Source organism: Micropruina sonneratiae (genome assembly GCF_025972045.1).
Classification (GTDB): Bacteria; Actinomycetota; Actinomycetes; order Propionibacteriales; family Propionibacteriaceae; genus Micropruina; species Micropruina sonneratiae.
Window position 1 is genome coordinate 20394 of the sequence record NZ_JAPDHX010000005.1, and the last position, 20908, is coordinate 41301.

20 protein-coding genes and 1 tRNA gene are annotated in these 20908 nt (G+C 71.1%); 11 read left to right on the forward strand and 10 right to left on the reverse strand.

All coding sequences use genetic code 11. The annotated features are described in order from the left end of the window. Positions 1–3: 3 nt before the first annotated feature. Genes OIE40_RS13065 through OIE40_RS13075 form a run of 3 tightly spaced genes read left to right on the forward strand, consistent with a single transcriptional unit; the run spans position 4 to position 2572 of the window. Positions 4–1014, forward strand: coding sequence for a DUF4352 domain-containing protein (locus OIE40_RS13065; protein ID WP_264702927.1), 1011 nt, complete (start codon positions 4–6; stop codon positions 1012–1014). Then, positions 1014–1628, forward strand: a complete 615-nt coding sequence (locus OIE40_RS13070; RefSeq protein ID WP_264702929.1) for an NUDIX hydrolase — start codon at positions 1014–1016, stop codon at positions 1626–1628. The genes OIE40_RS13065 and OIE40_RS13070 overlap by 1 nt, the downstream gene beginning before the upstream one ends. A 17-nt stretch (positions 1629–1645) precedes the next feature. After that, the gene (locus tag OIE40_RS13075) at positions 1646–2572 is read left to right on the forward strand and encodes a cation diffusion facilitator family transporter (protein WP_264702931.1); all 927 of its coding nucleotides are present in this window, start codon (positions 1646–1648) and stop codon (positions 2570–2572) included. On the opposite strand, the gene OIE40_RS13080 is transcribed toward OIE40_RS13075, so the two are convergent. From OIE40_RS13080 to groL, 3 genes are all read right to left on the reverse strand, one after another. Next, positions 2569–3270: a copper homeostasis protein CutC gene (locus tag OIE40_RS13080; protein WP_264702932.1), complete on the reverse strand. Its 702-nt coding sequence runs from the start codon at positions 3268–3270 to the stop codon at positions 2569–2571. The genes OIE40_RS13075 and OIE40_RS13080 overlap by 4 nt on opposite strands. A 62-nt stretch (positions 3271–3332) precedes the next feature. After that, the gene (locus OIE40_RS13085) at positions 3333–4784 is read right to left on the reverse strand and encodes an MFS transporter (RefSeq protein WP_264702934.1); all 1452 of its coding nucleotides are present in this window, start codon (positions 4782–4784) and stop codon (positions 3333–3335) included. A 130-nt stretch (positions 4785–4914) separates the two neighbouring features. Beyond that, a complete protein-coding gene (gene groL / locus OIE40_RS13090; RefSeq protein ID WP_264702936.1) occupies positions 4915–6540 on the reverse strand; it encodes a chaperonin GroEL in 1626 nt (541 codons plus the stop codon). A 223-nt stretch (positions 6541–6763) separates the two neighbouring features. On the opposite strand from groL, the gene OIE40_RS13095 reads away from it, so the two are divergent. Next, the gene (locus OIE40_RS13095; RefSeq protein WP_264702937.1) at positions 6764–8728 is read left to right on the forward strand and encodes a DUF2207 domain-containing protein; all 1965 of its coding nucleotides are present in this window, start codon (positions 6764–6766) and stop codon (positions 8726–8728) included. 19 nt (positions 8729–8747) lie between these two features. Further along, positions 8748–9266, forward strand: a complete 519-nt coding sequence (locus OIE40_RS13100; protein WP_264702938.1) for a hypothetical protein — start codon at positions 8748–8750, stop codon at positions 9264–9266. On the opposite strand, the gene OIE40_RS13105 is transcribed toward OIE40_RS13100, so the two are convergent. Next, positions 9218–9502, reverse strand: a complete 285-nt coding sequence (locus tag OIE40_RS13105) for a DUF3263 domain-containing protein (RefSeq protein ID WP_264702939.1) — start codon at positions 9500–9502, stop codon at positions 9218–9220. The genes OIE40_RS13100 and OIE40_RS13105 overlap by 49 nt on opposite strands. A gap of 182 nt (positions 9503–9684) precedes the next feature. Between OIE40_RS13105 and manA the strand changes: the two genes are divergently transcribed. The 4 genes from manA (at position 9685) to OIE40_RS13125 (ending at position 13041) form a co-directional block, all read left to right on the forward strand. Then, positions 9685–10875, forward strand: a complete 1191-nt coding sequence (gene manA / locus OIE40_RS13110; protein WP_264702940.1) for a mannose-6-phosphate isomerase, class I — start codon at positions 9685–9687, stop codon at positions 10873–10875. 162 nt (positions 10876–11037) lie between these two features. Beyond that, a tRNA-Thr gene (locus OIE40_RS13115) sits at positions 11038–11110 on the forward strand. Position 11111: 1 nt separating this feature from the next. Beyond that, the gene (locus OIE40_RS13120; RefSeq protein WP_264702941.1) at positions 11112–11717 is read left to right on the forward strand and encodes a class I SAM-dependent methyltransferase; all 606 of its coding nucleotides are present in this window, start codon (positions 11112–11114) and stop codon (positions 11715–11717) included. A 73-nt stretch (positions 11718–11790) separates the two neighbouring features. Then, positions 11791–13041, forward strand: a complete 1251-nt coding sequence (locus OIE40_RS13125) for a S49 family peptidase (RefSeq protein WP_264702942.1) — start codon at positions 11791–11793, stop codon at positions 13039–13041. A 14-nt stretch (positions 13042–13055) separates the two neighbouring features. Here OIE40_RS13125 and rlmB read toward each other — a convergent pair whose 3' ends face one another. The 4 genes from rlmB to OIE40_RS13145 form a co-directional block, all read right to left on the reverse strand. Continuing rightward, on the reverse strand, positions 13056–14036 hold the full coding sequence (gene rlmB / locus OIE40_RS13130) for a 23S rRNA (guanosine(2251)-2'-O)-methyltransferase RlmB (RefSeq protein WP_264702943.1): 981 nt from the start codon (positions 14034–14036) through the stop codon (positions 13056–13058). Continuing rightward, positions 14036–15472, reverse strand: coding sequence for a cysteine--tRNA ligase (cysS, locus tag OIE40_RS13135; RefSeq protein WP_264702944.1), 1437 nt, complete (start codon positions 15470–15472; stop codon positions 14036–14038). Before cysS ends, rlmB begins: the two co-directional genes overlap by 1 nt. A gap of 89 nt (positions 15473–15561) precedes the next feature. Then, positions 15562–16929: a DUF4032 domain-containing protein gene (locus OIE40_RS13140; protein WP_264702945.1), complete on the reverse strand. Its 1368-nt coding sequence runs from the start codon at positions 16927–16929 to the stop codon at positions 15562–15564. Between the two features lie 54 nt (positions 16930–16983). After that, a complete protein-coding gene (locus OIE40_RS13145) occupies positions 16984–17544 on the reverse strand; it encodes an NAD(P)H-dependent oxidoreductase (protein ID WP_264702946.1) in 561 nt (186 codons plus the stop codon). Positions 17545–17636: 92 nt separating this feature from the next. Between OIE40_RS13145 and OIE40_RS13150 the strand changes: the two genes are divergently transcribed. Next, complete coding sequence (locus OIE40_RS13150) at positions 17637–18098, forward strand: MarR family winged helix-turn-helix transcriptional regulator (protein ID WP_264702947.1); 462 nt, start codon at positions 17637–17639, stop codon at positions 18096–18098. Positions 18099–18173: 75 nt separating this feature from the next. On the opposite strand, the gene OIE40_RS13155 is transcribed toward OIE40_RS13150, so the two are convergent. Beyond that, entirely contained in the window at positions 18174–19268 is a 1095-nt protein-coding gene (locus OIE40_RS13155; protein WP_264702948.1) for an ABC transporter ATP-binding protein, read from the reverse strand. A 205-nt stretch (positions 19269–19473) separates the two neighbouring features. Here OIE40_RS13155 and OIE40_RS13160 point away from each other — a divergent pair, with 205 nt between their 5' ends. Further along, complete coding sequence (locus tag OIE40_RS13160) at positions 19474–20232, forward strand: DedA family protein (protein ID WP_264702949.1); 759 nt, start codon at positions 19474–19476, stop codon at positions 20230–20232. 20 nt (positions 20233–20252) lie between these two features. Here OIE40_RS13160 and OIE40_RS13165 read toward each other — a convergent pair whose 3' ends face one another. Further along, entirely contained in the window at positions 20253–20789 is a 537-nt protein-coding gene (locus OIE40_RS13165; protein ID WP_264702950.1) for an AAA family ATPase, read from the reverse strand. Positions 20790–20908 lie beyond the last annotated feature (119 nt).

Consider the following 20908-nt stretch of genomic DNA (forward strand, 5'->3'; position numbering starts at 1 on the left):
GCCATGAACGCATCCTCCGGACTGGGGCAGCCGGGCCCCGGGCAGCCCGATTTCGACGGCCCGCAGGGTTCGGCGCCCTCACCGCAGACCCCGTCCCCCGGCACTCGCCCGGATCAGCAGGGCCAATCCTCGCCCGACCACGAACCGACCCAGCGATTCGGCGCGCAGCAGTACCCGCCCACCCAGCAGTTCGGAACGCCGGCCCAGCAGTACCCGCCGACCCAGCAATACGGGCCCACCCCGCAGTGCCCGCCCACCCAGCAGTTCGGCTCCGCGGCGCCGCCGGGGCCTTCCGCACCGTCGGGCCAGGACCAGTGGACGCCACCGGGCCACGGCCCGTGGGCGCCGCCGAGCCAGCAGCCGTGGGGACCGCCCTCGCTGGCACCCGCCCCGGGCGGCGGACGCCGGGGAGGCGGCCGGGGATTGCTGATCGCCGGCGGCGTGGTCGTGCTGGCGATCCTGGGGCTGCTGGCCTGGCAACTGCTGCCCGCCGTGACCGCTCCCCAGGCGTCCGCCACACCGACCGTCCAGGCCACGCCCAGCACGGCGCCGACCGGGGCACCCACCGGCGAACCGAGTGTCGTGCGCACCCCGCAGCAGCCGCAGCCCACCAACAGTTCCGACGTCACCGGGGGCGGCATCGAGCAGCAGGTCGGCTTCACCAGCGGCGCCGGCAAGGCGACCGTGACGGTGACCAGGTCCAGCTGGGTCGACAACGGTCTGCTGCCACCCCGCGAGGGGTCGTCCTACCTGGTCGTCGACCTGAGCTTCGAGGGAGTGTCGGGGACGGTCACCACCGGCCCGTTCCTCACCATGGTCCGGCCCGGCGGCGGCGGTGAGGCCACGATGATGACCATCGGCGCCCAGCTCGACAACCAGCTCGCGATGAAGACGATCGGGGCCGGCCAGAGCAACGCCGGCCAGGTCGCCTTCGAGCTCGGACGCGGACCGGTCACCCTGGTCATCCTCGACGAGACCTTCTCCAGCGTCGCCACCATCGACATCCCGGGCTGATGACGCAGCCGTTCCGGTCCCGTACCTTCGTCGCGGTCGACCCGCACGCCCGGCCGACCAGGAGCCGGCGCGCGGTGCGGGTGGTCGTCACCGACGGCGAACGGGCGCTGCTGTTCTCCGACAGCGACCCGGGCGTGCCGGGCCTGCACTGGTGGATCACACCGGGCGGTGGGACCGATCCGGGCGAAACCGAGCTGGAGGCCGCCGTCCGCGAGCTCGCCGAGGAGACCGGCCTGGCTGTGGCGGCCCAGGACCTGGTCGGTCCGGTGATGAAGCGCTTCGTGATTCACGGCTACTCCGACCAGGTGCTCGGCCAGGCCGAAGCGTTCTATGTGCTGCGGGTACCGACGCCGTTCACGGTGGACACCTCCGGCTTCACCGCCGAGGAGAAGATCACCATCGCCGCCTGGGACTGGCTTGCCCTGGACCGCCTCGACGAGCGCAGCGAACAGGTGTGGCCGGCCGGCCTGGCTGGACTGCCGGCGTTGACCGATCACCCCGACGTCTGGCCGCGCGACGACGGCGTGGTCGAGGAGTCGACGGTGGAAGCCGGAGAGCTGGGCGAACGCCTCGCCCTAGAATGGTCCGGCTCGCCACAAAACTGGGCGGGCTGACCCGACCCGAAGGCGCAATGACCGACACCCCGACCGCCGCTGCCGCCCCCGTCGAGGGTCGCTTCCTGGAACGGTTCCTCTGGCTCTCGCTGGCCACCGCGGTCGTCACCGTCGTGCTCAAGGCCACGGCGGCTGTCGTGACGAGTTCGGTCGGCCTGTGGTCGGACGCCCTCGAGTCGACCGTCAACCTGCTGGCCGCCGGCGTGGCGCTGTGGGCTATGCGGCTCTCGGCCAAACCCGCCGACCACAACCACGACTTCGGTCATGGCAAGGCCGAATACCTGTCGGCCGCGGTGGAGGGCACGTTGATCGTGGTGGCCGCGGTGGCAATCATCGTGAGCGCGATCAACCGCTTCCTGAACCCGATCCCGCTGGACAGCATCAGCCTGGGCGTGGTTCTGGCCGCGGTGGCGTCCGTCGGCAACCTGGTCACCGGGCTGATCCTGATCCGGGCCGGACGCCGCCACCGGTCCATCACCCTCGAGGCCGACGGGAAGCACCTGATGACGGACGTGTGGACGTCGGTCGGCGTCCTGCTCGGCATCATCGTGGTGGGCCTCACCCACATCTACTGGCTGGATCCGCTGATCGCCCTCGCCGTCGGCGTCAACATCACCTTCACCGGGGTCGGGCTGGTCCGGCGCTCGGTGGTGGGCCTGCTCGACGCCACCCTGCCGCCCGAGGAGGTGGCGCTCATCCAGAGCGCCCTGCAGCCGTTGACCCACGATCCACGGGTGCACGTGATCGACCTGCGCACCCGCGAGTCCGGCCGCCAGCGCTTCGTGCAGGCCACCCTGACGGTGCCCGGCGAGTGGACGGTGGCCCGCTCGCACGACCTGGCCGACCTCGTCGAGGCCGAGATCGAACGGGTGCTGCCCGGCACGGTGACGGTGGTGCACGTCGAACCCACCGAGCACTGGAACGACTGGGACGGCGACGACTAGGACGCGTGCCTGACCTCGGTGTCGATCAGCCGGCGCCAGGAACCGACCAGCTCGACGTCCACGTACGCCTTGTACGAGCCCTGCGGCCGCGCCGCCGAACCGATGTGGAACGCCCGGACGCCGGCCCGGGCCAGCCACGGCACGTGGTCGGGGTGCAGGCCGCCACCGGCCATGATCACCCCGGCCTGCCACGGGTCGGCCTTGGCCCGGGTGAGCACGTCGTCCAGACCGAACTCCAGGCCGCGCGGCGACCCGGCGGTGAGCACCTGGTCGAGCCGCGGCAGCCGCTTCAGCAGTGCCCAGCCCCGATCGGGGTAGAGGCACGAGTCGATCGCACGGTGGAACGTCCACGGCCAGTCGCCGTCGGCGACCAGTTCGCCGACGACCTGGGCGTCCACCTCGCCGAGCCCGTTCAGGAAGCCGAGCACCAGGCCGTCGGCGCCCGCGTCCGCATAGCTGCCGATCAGGCCCTTCAACCGGACCGCCTCGCCGCCGTCGGTGCCGAACCCGGCTCGCAGCCGCAGCATCACCCGCAGCTGGATCGAGGTGGCGGCCCGCACCTTCGCGACCAGGTCGGGCTCGGGCGACAGGCCACCCTCGTCGAGGGTGCCGCACAGTTCCACCCGGTCGGCGCCGCCCGCCTCCGCGCGCTCGGCGTCCGCCGCATGCAACGCGATCACTTCGAGCAGCCCGCTCATGGCCCCCATCATGGCCGCACCCGCTCGCCGTGCGCCCCGGACACGCTGGGGCGCGCTCGGGCTCAGCCCGGGGACGGTTCGGGCTCGGCGGCGTAGGCCTCGGAGTCGACGCCACCGCGGGGCATCCGCAGGCCGGCCAGCAGGGTGCCGGCCGCGACCACCGCCACCGCCACGAACACCCACGTCGAGGCCGCCACGATGGTGGTGTAGTCGTGTTCGCCGCGTCCGGCCGCGATGACGTTGGTGGCGATCGCACCGAAGACCGCCACCCCCACCGCACTGCCGGCGGACCTCGCGAAGACGTTCACCCCGGTGACGACGCCCCGCTCGTTCCAGTCCACGGACGCCTGCGCGGCGATCAGTGACGGCGCGGCCACCCAGCCCAGGCCGAAGCCGATCACGAAGCAGGCGGCGGCCACCGTCCACGGGTTCGGCGACGGCCCGATCACCGCCAGGCCGACACTGCCCAGCAGCGCGACCAGGCAGCCGGCCAGGATCGTGGTGCGGTAGCCGCGACGCAGGTACAGCCGTCCGGCGACGGACGCCGACAGCGGCCAGCCCAGGGTGAGCGCGGCGACCGCCGCCCCGGACACCAGCGGCACTACGCCGAGCGCGTTCTCCAGGTAGGTGGGGACGAAGCTGGTCACCCCGATCAGCAGCCCCCCGACCCCCAGCGACAGCAGCGTGGTGGTGCGGATCAGCGGCCGGGCCAGGATGGCCAGGTCGAGGATCGGCTCGGCGGCACGGCGCTCGACCAGCGCGAACCAGGCCAGCGCGACCACACCGAGGGCGAAACTGACGAGGCTCTGCCATGAGACCCACGCCCAGGCGTTGCCGCCCTCGAGCAGCGCCAGGATGACCGCGGTCAGGCCCAGGGTGAGCAGGGCCGCACCGGCGTAGTCGATGCGGTGCCGCCGACGCTCCACACGCTCGGCGTAGAACCGGATCAGCGCCCAGCCGGCCAGCAGGCACAGCGGGATGTTCACGCCGAAGATCCACCGCCACGACGCGAACTGCGAGAACACCCCGCCGAGTGCGGGGCCGACCACCGAGGCCACCGCCCACACGCTGGCGATGTAGCCCTGCACCACCGCCCGCTCGGCGACGCTGTACAGGTCGCCGACGATGGTCATCGCCATCGGGGCGGTGGCGCCGGCACCCAGCCCCTGAATCACCCGGAAGGCGATCAGCGAGCTCATGTTCCAGGCCAGCACGGCCAGTGCCGACCCAACCAGGAACAGGGCGACGCCGAGCAGGATGATCGGCTTGCGGCCGACGGTGTCGGCCAGCTTGGAGTAGATCGGCACCGAGACCGCCTGGGCCAGCAGATACACCGAGAACAGCCACGGGAACTGCTCGAACTCGCCCAGGTCGGCGACCACCGACGGCACCGCGGTGGCCAGAATGGTGGCGTCGATCGCGATCAGGCCGGTGGACAGCATCAGCGCCATCAGCACCCTGCCACGGTCCGACCTGAAGCCCACCGCACTGCGCCGGTCACGCTGCTCGTCCATGCTCACCCCTGTACCAGCCCCCGAAGGGGGTTCGGTATTCCCGCGGGGGTCCGGCAACGCCGCAGGGGCCGGACGCCGTGGCGTCCGGCCCCTGCGGGATGTTACGGGTGCTGCGGGTTGCGCGGCCGGATCAGAAGTCCATGCCGCCCATGCCGCCGTCGCCACCGGCCGGCATGGCCGGAGCCTTCTCCGGCTTGTCGGCGATGACGGCCTCGGTGGTGAGGAACAGGGCCGCGATCGAGGCCGCGTTCTGCAGCGCCGAGCGGGTCACCTTGGCCGGGTCGATGATGCCGCTGGACAGCATCTCGACGTACTCGCCGGTGGCCGCGTTGAGGCCCTGGCCGGCGGGCAGATTGCCCACCTTCTCGGCCACCACGCCGCCCTCGAGGCCGGCGTTGGAGGCGATCTGCTTCAGCGGAGCCGAGCATGCGCCGAGCACGATCTGCGCCCCGACGGCCTCGTCACCGGCCAGGCCGGAGAGGTCGACGGTCTTGGCGGCCTGCAGCAGCGCCACGCCACCGCCGGACACGATGCCCTCCTCGACGGCCGCCTTCGCGTTGCGGACGGCGTCCTCGATGCGGTGCTTGCGCTCCTTGAGCTCGACCTCGGTGGCCGCGCCGACCTTGATCACCGCAACGCCGCCGGCCAGCTTGGCCAGCCGCTCCTGCAGCTTCTCGCGGTCGTAGTCGGAGTCGGAGTTCTCGATCTCCTTGCGGATCTGCGAGACCCGTCCGGCGATCTGCTCGGAGTCGCCGGCGCCCTCGATGATCGTGGTCTCGTCCTTGGTGACCAGCACGGAGCGGGCCCGGCCGAGCAGTTCGAGGGTGACGGCGTCCAGCTTGAGGCCGACCTCCTCGGAGATCACCTGGCCACCGGTGAGGATGGCGATGTCGGTGAGCATGGCCTTGCGGCGGTCGCCGAAGCCCGGGGCCTTGACGGCGACGGACTTGAAGGTGCCGCGGATCTTGTTCACGATCAGCCCGGCCAGCGCCTCGCCGTCGGTGTCCTCTGCGATGACGAGCAGCGGCTTGCCCGACTGCATGACCTTCTCGAGCACCGGCAGCAGGTCCTTCAGCGACGAGACCTTGCTGTTCACGATCAGCACGTAGGGGTCGTCCAGGACGGCCTCCATGCGCTCGGGATCGGTGACGAAGTAGGGCGAGATGTAGCCCTTGTCGAAGCGCATGCCCTCGGTCAGTTCGAGGTCCAGCCCGAAGGTGTTGGACTCCTCGACCGTGATCACGCCCTCCTTGCCGACCTTGTCCATCGCCTCGGCGATGATGTCGCCGACCGTCGGGTCGGCCGCGGAGATGGACGCGGTGGCCGCGATCTGCTCCTTGGTCTCGACGTCGGTGGCCTGGGCGGCCAGCTGCTCGACGATCGCGGAGACGGCCTTCTCGATGCCCTTCTTCAGGCCCATCGGGTTGGCACCGGCGGTGACGTTGCGCAGGCCCTCGCGGACCATCGCCTGGGCCAGCACGGTGGCCGTGGTGGTGCCGTCACCGGCGACGTCGTCGGTCTTCTTGGCGACCTCCTTGACCAGCTCGGCGCCGATCTTCTCGTAGGGGTCCTCGAGTTCGATCTCCTTGGCGATGGAGACGCCGTCGTTGGTGATGGTGGGGGCGCCCCACTTCTTCTCCAGCACGACGTTGCGGCCCTTGGGGCCGAGCGTCACCTTCACCGCGTCGGCGAGGGTGTTCATGCCCCGCTCGAGGCCGCGGCGCGCCTCAACGTTGAATTCGATCAGTTTTGCCATCTGGACAGGCAATCCTTCGCATTCGGTGGGGCCGGGGCCCCACGGTTAGTCAATGTGGGGAGTCAGCGTCGATGCCCGCGACGGACGGCTCGGGTGAGCCTCACCGATCTGACTTGGGTGGCACTCTCATGACGAGAGTGCTAACACCATGTTTAGCACTCGACCATGGCGAGTGCAAACGATTGGTGGCCGGATCGAACCGCGTCTCACCTAGCCTGTGGTCGTGTTCGCCAAGACCTCACGCTGGATCGCCTATCCGCTCGGGTGGCTCCTGCTGATGCTCGTCCCGCTGATGATCGACGCCTTCCGCGCCGGCATCACCGAACCGGCCTCATCGACCGACCAGTTCACCATCCCGAGCTTCGTCGCCAACTACGAAGCCAGACGCGACGGTGACAGTCTCGCGATCGACGTCACCGAGAAGATCACCGCCAACTTCCCCCGGCGCTACACCAACCACGGCATCGAGCGCCGGCTGCCGTCCAGCTACCGCGGCGAGAGCATCCGGCTCAGCGACTTCACCGTCACCGACGCCAGCGGCAAACGCGTCACCTTCACCCGACGCACCGACGGTTCCGACATCGTGCTGCGGATCGGCAGCGCCAGCACCTACGTCTACGGCCAGGTGAACTACATCATCCGCTACACGATCGGCAACGCGATGGTGCAGCAGGGTGACCGGCAGGAGATCTACCTCGACGTCAACGGCACCGGATGGCTGCAGAAGTTCGGTCGCGTGCAGGCCACGTTGACCGTCGCGGACGACCTGGCCGGCGGCCTGCTCAACGAGGCGGCCTGCTACTACGGCCCGGCCGGCTCCACCCAGCGGTGTGAGATCGGTCGCAGCGGCAACACCTTCATCACCCAGGGGGTCGCACTGGGACCCCGGGAGAACCTGACGTTCGCCGTCGGCTTCGCCCAGGGCACGGTCGCCGAGGCGGTTCCCGGGGCGTCGGGCAGCCTGGGCTGGATCGGCGTGGCGGCGATGCCGATCGGGGCGGCGCTGATCCTGGCGCTGGCCCTGTTCGTGCGGCACCGCAGGCTGCGCAGCCTTCTGGACCGCGACGACGCGGAGATCCGCTACACGCCGCCCGACGACGTCCAGCCCATCCTGGCAGCGGACTTCCTGGGGCTGCCCGAGCGCGGCGCGGCCGCCCAGCTCACCCAACTGGTGCTGGACGGTCACGCCACGATCACCGGCGATGCGCCACCGATCGGCACCGCGCCGCAGCCCCGCGAGCGGCTCTCCCGCGGGGAACGGACGGCGGCGCGCGAGCTGCGCGTCCAGCTCACCGACGTCGAGCACATCGACGCCGCCGTCGACGACATCTGCGAGAAGCTGTTCGGCGGCGGACGTTCGGTCGGCCTCGGCAATGTGACCTCCCACGACATCGCCGAGGCGTCGCGGATGCGGCACGACCTGCTGATGTCCAGCGGGTTGCGCAAGGCCAGCTGGCTGGGCACCAGCCTGTTCGTGGTCGGCTACGTGGCGGTCATCGGCTTCGGCTGGCTGCAGATCGGCGTCGGCCTGAACGGCCTGCTGTGGCCGTTCCTGGGCTGCGGGCTGCTCGCCGTCATGCTGCTGGTGGCCGCCGCGCACTACTACCCGACCCTGGGCGGGCTGACCGACCAGGGCCGGGCGCTGCGCGACCAGCTCGCGGGGCTGCACCGCTTCGTCACCATGGCCGAGGCCGACCGGATCGCCTGGATGCAGAACGCGGTGGACGCCCCACGCGTCTCCGGACCCGACGACGGCAGCCTGGTGAAGCTGTACGAGCCGTTGCTGCCGTACGCGATCATCTTCGGGGCCGAGGACACCTGGCGGCAGGCCCTCGGCAACCTCTACGACCTCGTGCCCGAGCAGAAGGAGCGGCCGTCCGAGTTTCCGGCGCTCGCCCTGGCCGCGGGCTGGGCCGACAGTTCCCAGCAGTACTACTCGCGGCGTGACGACACGCACAGCTTCTGGGATTCCCGGCCGGCCTGGGGTGAGGGTTGGGTGTCGGGCGTCGGGCATGGCATCGGCGAGGCGTTCGACAACTGGGCCACCTCGCGCAACGACGACAGCGGCGGCGGCTGGGGTGGCGGCGGCTCCAGTTGGAGCGGCGGCTCCAGTTCGTTCAGTTCCGGCTCCTCCGGCGGCGGCTCCTCCGGCGGCGGCATGGGCGGTGGCGGTGGCGGCGGCTGGTGAGCCGCGGCACACTGCCCTCATGCCAGGCACATCGCATCGCCCCGTGGCCGAGCGGTGGTTGCGGGTGCGGCGCACCGGCAACCTGCTGAACGGCTCCACCGCGCTGGGCCTGCTGGCCTGCCGGGCGGGGCGCGCGCGCCGGCGTCCGGGGCCGAGGGGGCTGATCCTCGCCGAGGGCTACCGGCTGCGGTTCCCCCGGCCCGGCGCGTTCACCGTCGGCAACGTGGTGTTGACGGCGTCCGACTTCGAGTCGCTGCAGCGCGGCAACGGCGAACTGCTCGATCACGAGGACGCCCACGCCTGGCAGTGGTTCTACTGCGGGGGGCTGCCGTTCCTGCCGCTGTACGCCGTGGCCTCGGCCTGGTCGTGGCTGCGGCGGGGCGATGTGGCGTCCGGCAATTGGTTCGAACGCGGGGCGGGACTGGCCCGCGGCAGCTACCTGGAGGCGCCGGTCAGCAACGCCGGCTTCCGCCTGCTGCTGCGCCGCGCTCAGACCTTGATCGAGAAGCCCAGCCGCTTGGCCGAGCGCTCCTTCTGACGGGCCGCACGCTGGCGGCGCAACCGCTTGACCAGCAGCGGGTCGTGGGCGAGCGCCTCGGGGGTGTCGATGAGTTCGTTGAGCAGCTGGTAGTAGCGTGGCGCCGACACGTCGAACCGCTCGCGGATCTCGGCCTCCTTGGTGCCGGAGAACGACCACCACTGCTTCTCGAATTCGAGGATCGCGGCCCCTCGCTCGCTCAGCTGGGCCGTCTGGTGGGCGACGGGCTCGGTCATGGTGCCGATTCTAGGTCGAAATCACACGGCTGTCATTCGCCCGACGTGCGGACCGAAGGGGCCGGCATTCGGAACCAACGCCCCGAGCAGGGGTCAGCGGGGCGGTCGGCTAGAGTGTTGGTGCCTTTTCAGCCGCCGACGAGGGCGGCTCAGCCCAGCCCCGATCGACACGAGGACGATAGATGCAGCGACTCAGCGGCACCGTGCAGCGGTACGCCTGGGGAACCCGCGACGCCATCCCCGCCATTCTCGGACGGCCCGCCGATGACGCACCGGTCGCCGAGTACTGGCTGGGGGCACACACCTCGTCACCCTCGCTGCTCGACGACGGAACCCTCGTCGACCACATCGCGTCGGGGCCCACCGTGCTGGGCAAGCGCAGCCGCGAGGCGTTCGGCGAGCAGTTGCCGTACCTGATGAAGCTGCTGTCGGCCCGGCACGCCCTGTCGATCCAGGCGCACCCGTCCCGCGAGCAGGCCATCGAGGGCTTCGCCCGCGAGTCCCGCGACGGCATCCCGCTGGATGCCCCGGAGCGGACCTACAAGGACAGCTGGCCCAAGCCGGAGATCATGATCGCGCTGGACACCTTCCACAGCCTGGCCGGCTTCCGCGACCCCCTCGAGACGGCCGAGCTGTTCACCGCGATGGGAGTGGCCAGCGAACTGCAGTCGGTGATCGGGCCGCTGACCGAACGCAAGGGCCCGGCCGCGCTCGCCGAAGTGTTCCTGGACGTGCTCAGCCTGGGCGAGAGCCGCCGACACCTCGTCGACGAGGCGGTCTCTGCGGCGATGCACCACCGCGACGACGACGGCGAGCTCGGCGACTTCGCCCGCACCGCGATCGAGCTCGACGCCGTGTTCCCCGGCGACCCCGGCATTCTGGCCGCGTTGCTGATGAACCGCATCAAACTCGCCCCGGGTGAGGCGCTGTTCGTGCCGGCCGGCATGATGCACGCCCACCTGCGGGGCACCGGGGTCGAGATCATGGCCAACTCGGACAACGTCATCCGCGGCGGCCTGACCAGCAAGCACATCGACGTCTCCGAACTGGTCACCGTGGTCGACTTCAACCCGTGGCTGCCGGAGATCCTGCTACCGCGGCAGACCCGGCCCGGCGTACTCAAGTACGAGACGCCGTGCAGCGAGTTCGAGGCCTGGCGGATGCGGGTCGACAGCACCACCGGCCGTGTCCGGGTGCCCGGCCGGGGCTCGGCGCGGATCGTGCTGGCCATCGACGGCTTCTGCGTGCTCGACAACGGCAGCTCGCGGATGGAACTCCCCCGCGGCCGGGCGGCCTTCCTGGCCGCCGACGAGCGGGACGTGTACGCCGAGGGCACCGCCGAGTTGTACGGCGCGTCCTCGGGCATCCGCTGACGGCAACCCCGCCGCCGCACCGGACCGTTGTCCCCGGCTTGCCGGATCGAACCGATCCCCAGCCCGCCGGACCGAACCGTCATCCCGGGCTTGACCGGGATCCCGGTCGGCGCGGTCGGCGCCGGTACGGCACAATGGTGGCCGGCCGGGCGTCCGGCCGACGCCTCCGTAGCTCAGTTGGTAGAGCGCCCGCCTTGTAAGCGGATGGTCGCGGGTTCGAATCCTGTCGGAGGCTCGTGTATCCCCCCAGCCAGTGGGCCCAGATCATCGCCCGCGACCCCGGACATTCCCAGCGCTACATCGACCGCTTCGCCATGCTCGCCGCCCAGGGCAACGACCTGGTCGGCGAGGCCCGGCTGATCGATGCCATGGTGGGGCGGAACTCGGCCGTGCTGGACGCCGGGTGCGGTCCCGGCCGGCACTGCGGGTACCTGCACCGCGCCGGGCACCGGGTGGTGGGCGTCGACCTCGACCCCGCCCTGATCGCCGAGGCGGAGCGGGCCGAGCCGGGGCCGCACTACCTGGCCGCCGATCTGACCGGCTTCGAGCTGCCCGAGGCGTGGCCCCAGTCGTTCGACGCGATCCTGTGCGCCGGCAACGTGATGGGCTTCGTGCACCCCGAGACCCGGCGTCCGATCCTGGCGGGGTTCGCCGCCCGGTTGGCACCGCAGGGGCGCGCCGTCGTCGGCTTCGGGGCCGGCCGTGGCTACGACTTCGGCGACTTCGTCACCGACGCGGCGGCGTCCGGCCTGGAGTTGCAGCAGGCGTTCTCGACCTGGGACCTGCGCCGCTTCACCGAGGACTCGAACTTCCTGGTCGCGGTGCTGGGCCTGCCCGGCTGAACGCGCGTCGCCCGGCAGGGGTGACACAGCTGACGGCTAGGGTCGGGAGCATCCCTACCCCAAGGAGCCGGCCATGCCCGACAAGCCTGAAGCGACCACCCAGCCGCCCGACGAGGCGCAGCCCGCAGCCCAGCAGGCGCCCACCGCGCAGCAGGCGCACCCGCCCGCCCAGCAGCCTCCGGTGGCGGCACCACCCGCGGCGTTCGTGCCCGTCTCGCCGCCCCGCCAAGCCGGGGCGTTCGGACGCGGTTTCGGCCTCGGCGCCGGCGCCGGCCTGGGTGCCGGCGGCGTCCTGCTGGTGCTCGGGGTGATCGGTTCGCTGCTCTCGGCGCTGGTCTTCGGCGCCGCCGCGGCGGCCGCGGGCCAGGCGTCCGGGCCACGGGTCAACGCCCTGCAGACGGTCTGGGGCAGCGACACCGCCGACCGCGCCCACACGGTGCTGGCGGTCCCGATCAGCGGCGCCATCCAGGCCGACGGGTCCGACGGGTTCGCCCTCACGGCGTCCACCTACGGCTATGAACTGGCCCGCACCCTCGACGCCCTGACCGCCGACGACTACGCCGGCGTGGTGCTGCTGATGAACACCCCGGGCGGCACCATCAACGGGTCCCGGGCGATTGCGGACGCCGTCGAGCGCTACCAGAGCCGCACCGGCAGGAAGGTCGTCGCCTACGTGCAGGGCATGTACGCCTCCGGCGGTATGTACGCGATGGCGGGTGCGGACAGGATCATCGCCGACCACGGCTCGCTGGTCGGCAGCATCGGTGTCATCTACGGACCGTTCGAGCGGTACCGCGACGTCGTGGCCACCTCGGGAAGCGTGATCGAGTCGGGCGTCACCACCACGGGCGGCATCACCGTCGAGTACCTGACCCAGGGCACCGGCAAGGACTTCGGCAACCCGTACCGGGAGATGACCGAGCGGGAGCGCACGGTGTTCACCCAGGGCATCAGCAACGAGTACCGGTCGTTCGTCGAGTGGGTGTCGAAGCACCGCGGCATCCCCGCCGCCACCATCACCGACGAGCTGGGCGCGTTCATCTTCGACCCGAAGACGGCGATCAGCCACAAGCTGATCGACGCCGAACTGGGCCCGGACGAGGGGTTCCGCGACGCCGTGACGGTGATGGGACTCGACCCGGCGACCGCCCGCATCGCGCAGCGGTCCGCCCCGTCGGCGCTGGAGCAGCTGCTGGGAGCCTCAGCCCGCGTCTACGGCTACCAGGCGACTGCCCCGGCCGGCACCCCGGCGTCCAGCGTGATCTGCGCGGGCGCTCCCCAGCCCCTGGTCTGGCACGGCCCGGTGACCTCCTACTGCGGCTGAGCCAGGGTCACCGCTCAGCCGCGGCAGCGGGTGACTTCATAGAGGGCGATGCTCGCCGCCACCGACGCGTTCAGCGACTCGACCTCGGAGGTGATCGGGATGGAGACGAGCACGTCGCAGTTGTCCCGGACCAGCCGCGACAGCCCTTCGCCCTCCGAACCGACGACGAGCAGCACCGGGCCGTCCACGCCCGGGATGCCGGCGACGTCGGTCTCCGCCTCGCCGGCCAGCCCGGCGACCACGAAGCCCGCCTCGCCGTACTGCTTCAGCACCCGGTTGAGGTTGGTGGCCCGGGCGACGGGCAGCCGGGCGGCGGCGCCTGCCGAGGTCTTCCAGGCGGCGGCGGTGACCTGGGCCGAGCGCCGCTCGGGAATGATCACCCCGGCCGCGCCGAACGCGGCCGCCGAGCGGATGATCGCGCCCAGATTGCGCGGGTCGGTGATCGAGTCGCACGCCACCACCAGCGCCGGTTCGGGCCGGTCGAGCGCCTCGACCAGCAGGTCGTCGGGATGCAGGTACTCATACGGCGGCAGTTGCAGCGCCACCCCCTGGTGGACGCCGCCGTTGGTCAGCCGGTCCAGCTCGATCCGGGTCGCCGCCAGCAGCGCGATGCCGTGGTCGGCGGCGTACTTGAGGATGTCGCGCAGCCGGTCGTCGCGCTCGACGCCGTCGGCGACGTAGGCGCGCCTCACCGGCAGCCCGGCCTGCAGCGCCTCCAACACCGGGTTACGCCCGATTACCCAGTCGTCGGTCGAGCGGGTCGCCGCGGGCTTGCGGCCACCCGCGCGGCCGCCGCCGCCCGTGGTGGTCTTGTTGGCCTCGTTGGGTCCGCGCTTGCGATAGGCCTTGTGGTAGGGCCGGTCCTCGGCCTTGGGGGTGGGACCCTTGCCCTCCAGGCCGCGGCGGACGCGGCCCCCCGAGCCGGCGGTGTTGCCGCTGCCGATGCCCTTGCCGCGTTTGCGGACGGCTCCCTTGCGGGACGAGTTTCCGGGCATCAGGCCTCCAGGCTCCAGCGGGGGCCGTTCGGGGTGTCCTCCACCTTCAGGCCCAGTTGCTTCAGGGTGTCACGGATCGCGTCGGCGGCCGGCCAGTCCTTGCGTGCCCGCGCCTGCGCCCGCTGCTCGAGCAGCGCGCCGACCAGGCCGTCCACCACCGGGGTCAGGTCGTCGCCGGAGCCGGCGATGCCGGCCCACTCGGGCCGGCTCGGTTCCAGGCCGAAGACGTCCAGCATCAGCCGCACCTCCAGCCTGATCCTGGTCACCTCGGCGGCGTCCCCACGCTCCAGCGCGCGATTGCCGTCCCGGACGCGTCCGAACAGCACCGCCAGCGCCGTTGGCGTGCCGAGGTCATTGTCCATCGCGGCGACGAACTCGGGGCTCAGCACGTCGTCCTCACTGGCGTAGGCGACCCACGTGCCCTCGCCCGCCGGCGCGGACGCCGAGGCGTCCGACCGCTCCAGGAACGAGTCGATCCGTGCCAGCTGTGCGGCGGCCTCGGCCAGCGCGTCCTCGCTCAGCTCGATCGCCGAGCGGTAGTGCGGACCGGCCAGCCACAGCCGGACGGCGCGTCCGCCGTGGGTCGCCACCGCCGCCGCGACGTCGGCGGTGTTGCCCAGCGACTTGGACATCTTCTCGCCGGCCATCGTCACCCACGCGTTGTGCAGCCAGTAGCGGGCGAAACCCCGTCCGGCCGCCCGCGACTGGGCCAGTTCGTTCTCGTGGTGCGGGAAGCGCAGGTCGAGACCGCCGCCGTGAATGTCGAAGGTGTCGCCGAGGTACTTGCCCGCCATCGCCGAGCACTCGATGTGCCAGCCCGGACGCCCACGGCCCCACGGGCTCGGCCAGGACGCGGTCTCGGGCTCGGACGCCTTGTGCGACTTCCACAGTGCGAAGTCGCGCGGATCGTGCTTGCCGCGCGGATCGTCACCCTCGGCGGGCTCCAGCTCGTCGGCGCGCTGCCCGGTGAGTTCGCCGTAGGCGGGCCAGGAGGCGACGTCGAAGTAGACGTCGGCGGTGCCCTCGACGCGGTACGCGTGACCGCGCTCGATGAGCTCGGCGATCAGCTCGATCATCTCCGGCACGTGCCCGGTCGCCCGCGGTTCGTAGGTGGCGGGCACCCCCAGCGAACGGAAAGCGGCGCCGAAGGCCTGCTCGTAGCGGTAGGCGTGGGCCCACCATTCGTGTCCGGCGTCGGCCGCCTTGGCCAGGATCTTGTCGTCGATGTCGGTGACGTTGCTGACCAGGGTGACCGTCAGGCCGCTGTACTCCAGCCAGCGGCGCAGCACGTCGAAGTTGACCCTGCTGCGCAGGTGTCCCAGGTGGGGAGCACCCTGCACGGTCGGCCCACAGACGTAGATCGAGGCCTCGCCGGGTCGGATCGGCTCGAACTCGACGATCTCTCGCCGAAGGCTGTCGTACAGGTGCACACTCACCGGCCGAGTCTATCGGGAGCGCACCACGGGCTTCACCCGGCGTCCGGTCCCCCGGCACCCCTGGTGACCGCCCGCCCGGGCGGGTTCGCTCAGCGCTTGCCGCGACGCAGCGCCGCGATGTCGAGCACCCCGGTCGGTTCGGGCATGTCGGCCGCCTCGATCTCCCAGGGATCCTCGGGCATGGCGCCCTCGTCGTCGACGAAGCCCTGCGACGGGTCGAACGGATTGGCCAGTTGGCGAGCGCCCTCGGCCAGCGGTCTGCTGTCCATCTCCTCGTCGGGAAGCCCCTCGAGCACGTCCCGGACGTAACCCAGGGTCGCCTCGAGAAGCGGCACCTCGCGGTTCTCCCGTTGCGAGGCGTACCAGCGGTAGTCGAGCACCTCGTGGAAGATCTGCGCCGAGTCCCGCTTGCCGCGCAGGTGCGCCGGGACAGCCAGCGTCACCGGCTCGAAACACTGGGTCAGCCACTGGTGGGCGACCAGCGACTCGTCCACGTTCTGCTGGCTGGTGCGGAACCGGTAGGTGTCCAGGTCGTTGAGCAACCGCCGGGCCTGGTTCTCCTCGACGTCCAGTCCGGTCAGTCGCAGCAGCCGCCGGGTGTGGTGGCCGGCGTCCACCACCTTGGGCTGGATGCGCACCCGCGAACCGTCGGACGAGGTGGAGATGTCGAGCTCGGCAACGTCGAAGCCCAGTGCGTTGAGCCGCCGGACGCGGCTCTCGATGCGGTCCAGTTCGGTGCCCGGGAACTCCTCCACGCCGGTCAGTTCGGCCCACAGGTCGCGGTAGCGGGTCGTGATGGTCTCGACCAGCGCCAGGGGGTCGAGCGACTCGTCCAGCAGTTGGCCGGCCTGCAGGTCGCTGAACTCGCCGAACAGGTTGGTGGTCGCGATCATCAGGTCGTGCTCGCGCTGGCCGTCGGTCAGCGAGTCGTGCAGTTCGGCGGTCTCGGCGTCGACCAGGTAAGCGGCGAACTCACCGGCGTCCCGGCGGAACAGGATGTTGGACAGCGAGACGTCCAGCCACAGGAAACCGATCAGGTGCAGCCGGGCGAGCAGCACCACCATGGCGTCCACCAGGCGGTTGACGGTGTCGGGCCGGACGCCCTGCGAGAACAGCGAGCGGTAGGGCAGCGAGAAGTCGAGATGTCTCGTGACCAGCACCGGGTCGAGCGGCTGGCCGGACTCCGCCCGACGGTTGGTGATCACCGCCAGCGGCTCGACCGCCGGGGTGTCCTCGTGGGCGAGTTCTTGCAGCATCCGGTATTCGTGCACGGCCGCGGCCTCGATGACCTCCTTGGCCGCGTACACGTCGCTGCCCACCTTGATGAAGCGCACCACATGCCGCGAGATGCCCCGCGGCAGGGCAACCAGGTGGTCGGTCGGCCACTCGGCCAGCGGCAGTTCCCAGGGCAGCGGGATCAGCCGGGAGTCGGGCTTGGCCGACAGGATGCGTGGCATTGCGCCATTGTGCCAGCCGGGCCCGCCGAACCGCCCGCGGCGCTCACCGCTCGCTCAGGCCGCGGACGCCCGGTCGCCCGCCTCGTTCGCGACGATCCGCACCAACTCGCCGACCAGGGCGGTGAGGCGCTCATGGACCGCGGTGTCGACGGGCGCGTCACTGTCGAAGGCCTCGTTGATGCCGACCGCGACGTTGTGCTGCAGCGGCGCCGCGCCGGCGATGGTGAGCGACAGCACCACCTGGTCGACGACCCCCTGCGCGGCGCGCGGGTTCAGGCTGGTGGACAGCACGCCGACCGGGGTGCCGGCGATGGGGGCGTCCTCGCGTGGACGGGAGGCGACGTCGATGGCGTTCTTGACGGCGCCGGACATGCTGCCGTTGTAGGCCGGGGTGGCGATCAGCACGGCGTCGGCGGCCGCAACGGCGGCGCGGAACTCCGCGACGTCGGGGCCGAGCTCGCCGGCCGCGTCGGTGTCGGCGTCGTAGAACGGCAGCCGGGTGACGTCGAAACGGCTCACCTGCGCGTCGGCCGGCAGCGCCTCGACGGCGGCAGCGGCGAGACGGGCGTTGAACGACCCGTTCCGAGTACTTCCGATCAGGACCAGTACGTTCACGATTTCTCCCAAATAGTCAAGTGCTTGACATATATCGTCACAGCGCTCCCGTGGATTGTCAAGTCGTTGACTATTTGGTCTACACTGTGGGAATGGACAGCGTGGAGGCGTGCGGCACCGGCCCTCGGATACCGCTGCCCGCGTTGCTCGCCGAGGCGCAGACCATCTTCGCCCGCGACTTCGACGCCCGGCTCGCGACCAGCGAGTTTCCCGCGTTGTCGCTGGCGCATTCGCGCAACGTGCTCCGCTACCTGGGCGACGGCCCCCGTCGGGCCAGCGCGATCGCAGCAGAGGGCGGGGTGTCCAAACAGGCGCTCAGCCAGCAGATCGCCCACCTCGAACACAACGGCTTCCTGCGCGTCGACCCCGACCCGGCGGACGCCCGGGCGCGGCTGCTGTGCCTGACTGAGAAGGGCGAACGCGCCCAGCGCCTGGTCCGCCGGCTGTTCGTCGAGATCGAGGACGACTGGGCCGCCACCTTCGGCGGCACCGAGGTGGAGGTGCTGCGCCGGGTGCTCACCGCCGCGCTCGGCCGGCGGCGTCCGCGCTGCTGAGGACCGCCAGGCACGGAACGCACCGGTGCCCCGGGCCGTGCGGCCCGGGGCACCGGTCGATCGGACGGTCGGCGCTCAGGAGAGCCGCTCGCCGGTCTTGTTGCTGAACACGTGCAGGGTGTGGCTGTCACCGGCGGCGAACCGGACGGTGGTGCCGCGCTGCGGCGGCGTCCGCCCGGACAGCCGGGCCACGATCTGCGGCGCCGACAGCTTCTCGTCCTCGCTGAGGCCGGCCAGCGTGCCGTAGGTGTACGCGTCCGCGCCGAGTTCCTCGACGACGGCCACCTCGACGGCGATGCCCTGATCGTCGAGCTCGAGATCCTCGGGGCGGATACCGACGGTCAGGGTGTCCTCGTCGGACGCCTTGGCCAGCACGTCACGGGGCACCGGAACGGTCCAGTCGCCGACCTCGACGCCGTTCTCGTTCACCTTGCCGTTGATCAGGTTCATCGCCGGCGAACCGATGAAGCCCGCGACGAAGATGTTGTTCGGCTTGTCGTACAGGGTGAGCGGGCTGTCGCACTGCTGCAGCACGCCGTCCTTCATGACCGCGACGCGGTCACCCATCGTCATGGCCTCGACCTGGTCGTGGGTCACGTAGACGGTGGTGACGCCGAGCCGGGTCTGCAGGGCGGCGATCTGGGTGCGGGTCGAGACGCGCAGCTTGGCGTCCAGGTTCGACAGCGGCTCGTCCATCAGGAACACCTGCGGCTGGCGGACGATCGCGCGGCCCATGGCGACGCGCTGCCGCTGGCCACCGGACAGCGCCTTCGGCTTGCGGGCCAGGAAGCTCTCCAGGCCGAGCAGGTGCGCGGCCTCCATCACCCGGGTGTCACGCTCGGCCTTCGGTACGCCGGCCATCTTCAGGGCGAAGCCCATGTTGTCGCCGACGGTCATGTGCGGGTACAGCGCGTAATTCTGGAACACCATCGCGATGTCACGGTCCTTGGGCGGCAGGTCGGTGACGTTGCGGTCGCCGATCCAGATCGCGCCCGCGTTCACCTCCTCCAGGCCGGCGAGCATCCGCAGCGAGGTGGACTTGCCACAACCCGAGGGGCCGACCAGGACCATGAACTCACCGTCGCCGATCTCGAGGTTGAGCTTGTCAACCGCGGGATGATCGGCACCGGGATAGACGCGAGTCGCGTCCTTGAAACTGACTGTGGCCATGCCAACTAATCCTTTCCACGGGCAGGTACGTGCCCGACGATCCGTAGTGGAAAACACGGCCGCGGGAACCCACGGCCCGCCATATCGTCGCACGAAACGAAGGCATCCACCAAGAATTGCCCCACATTCACAGGAGTCCACAGAAGGCCCCGACCGAATGCTGCCGATCGGTTCCCCGCGCAGGGCCCGGGTAGGCTCCGTGCTCGTGACGCAACCCGCCGACGAGCCGCAGCAGACGCCCGCCCCGACCGGGGACGCCCGGGCGCGCGAATGGTGGGAGGAACCCGGGCTGCCCTGGAAGCAGAAGCCGGGCCGCGCCGACATCGCCTGCCTGAGCTGGATGGGAGTCGCGTCGCTGTACGGGCTGATCCTGCTGCCGCTCCGCCCGGTGATGCTCGGCCTGGCGCCGGTCGTGCTGGGTTCGCTCGGCTACCGGACCGGACTGGTGATGAGCGGCGCGCTGGGCTCGGTCGGCGACCCGTGGTGGCCCCTGGTGCTGGTGCTGGGCAGCCTGATGGCGATGAAGTTCGACTGGATCTATTGGTGGGCCGGCAAGCTGTGGGGCCACGGCCTGATCGAGGTCTGGTCGGGCCGCTCGGAGCGGGCGCGGCGGCGCAACCAGCGGGCGATCGCGTTCACTCAGAAGTACGAGACCTGGGCGATCTTCCTCACCTACCTGCCGATCCCGATCCCGGCCGCGGTCGTCTACGCGGCACTGGGGGCGGCCGGCACCAGCCTGCGCAAGTTCCTCACCGTCAGCTTCATCGCCTCGCTCATCACCTCGGGGCTGTACATCTACCTGGGCTGGACGATCGGTGAGCCCGCCGTCGAGGTGCTGAACACCTACGGGCAGTACCTGTGGTACGTCTCGATCGCGATGATCGTGGGCATCATCGCGGTGGCCTGGTGGAAGGCCCACACCGGCAACGACAAGCAGCCCCCGGTGCCCGGACCCGCCCTCTGACCCCCGGCCGCCCCCGCTGGTCAGGTGTGGACGACGAGGTCGGCCCGCGCCCGGGTGCCGTCCGCGCCGAACAGCTCCGCCTCCTGCGCCGCCCAGCGCTGCCAGTGCGGCCGGAACGCCTCGCCGTCGCGTTCGATGCCGCGCGCCATCCGGACCTCGGCGTCCGCCTCGACCCAGACCCGGACGGCGACCAGCCCGCCGGCGGGCAGCACGGTGCTGGCGCAACCCTCGACGACCAGCAGCGGCGTCCACGGCACCCGGACCGACCCACCCCAGGCGGACCGCTCCCAGTCCCAGCGGCGGTAGCCGGCCTCGGCACCGGCGGCCAACGGCACCAGCACGTGCTCGTACAACAACCCGGACGCCGCGGCCAGCCCGTCCCAGCCGGGGAACAGGTCGTCCATGTGCACCACGGGACAGCCCAGCCGTTGCACCAGTTCGTCGGCCAGGGTGGTCTTGCCCGATCCGCTCGGCCCGTCGACGCCGACCACCAGGCAGTCACCGCACCGCGGCTCGGCGGCGGCCGCGAGCGCGATCACGGCGTCGGCGGTGTCCACGACCCGGCAGCCTAGCCGGGTCGGAACAGTCGGAGCCGGTGACGACGACCCCGGCTCGAGGCGGACTGGATCACCGGTCCGGCCCGCCCTCGGACGGATAAGGTTGCCTGGTCGCCATC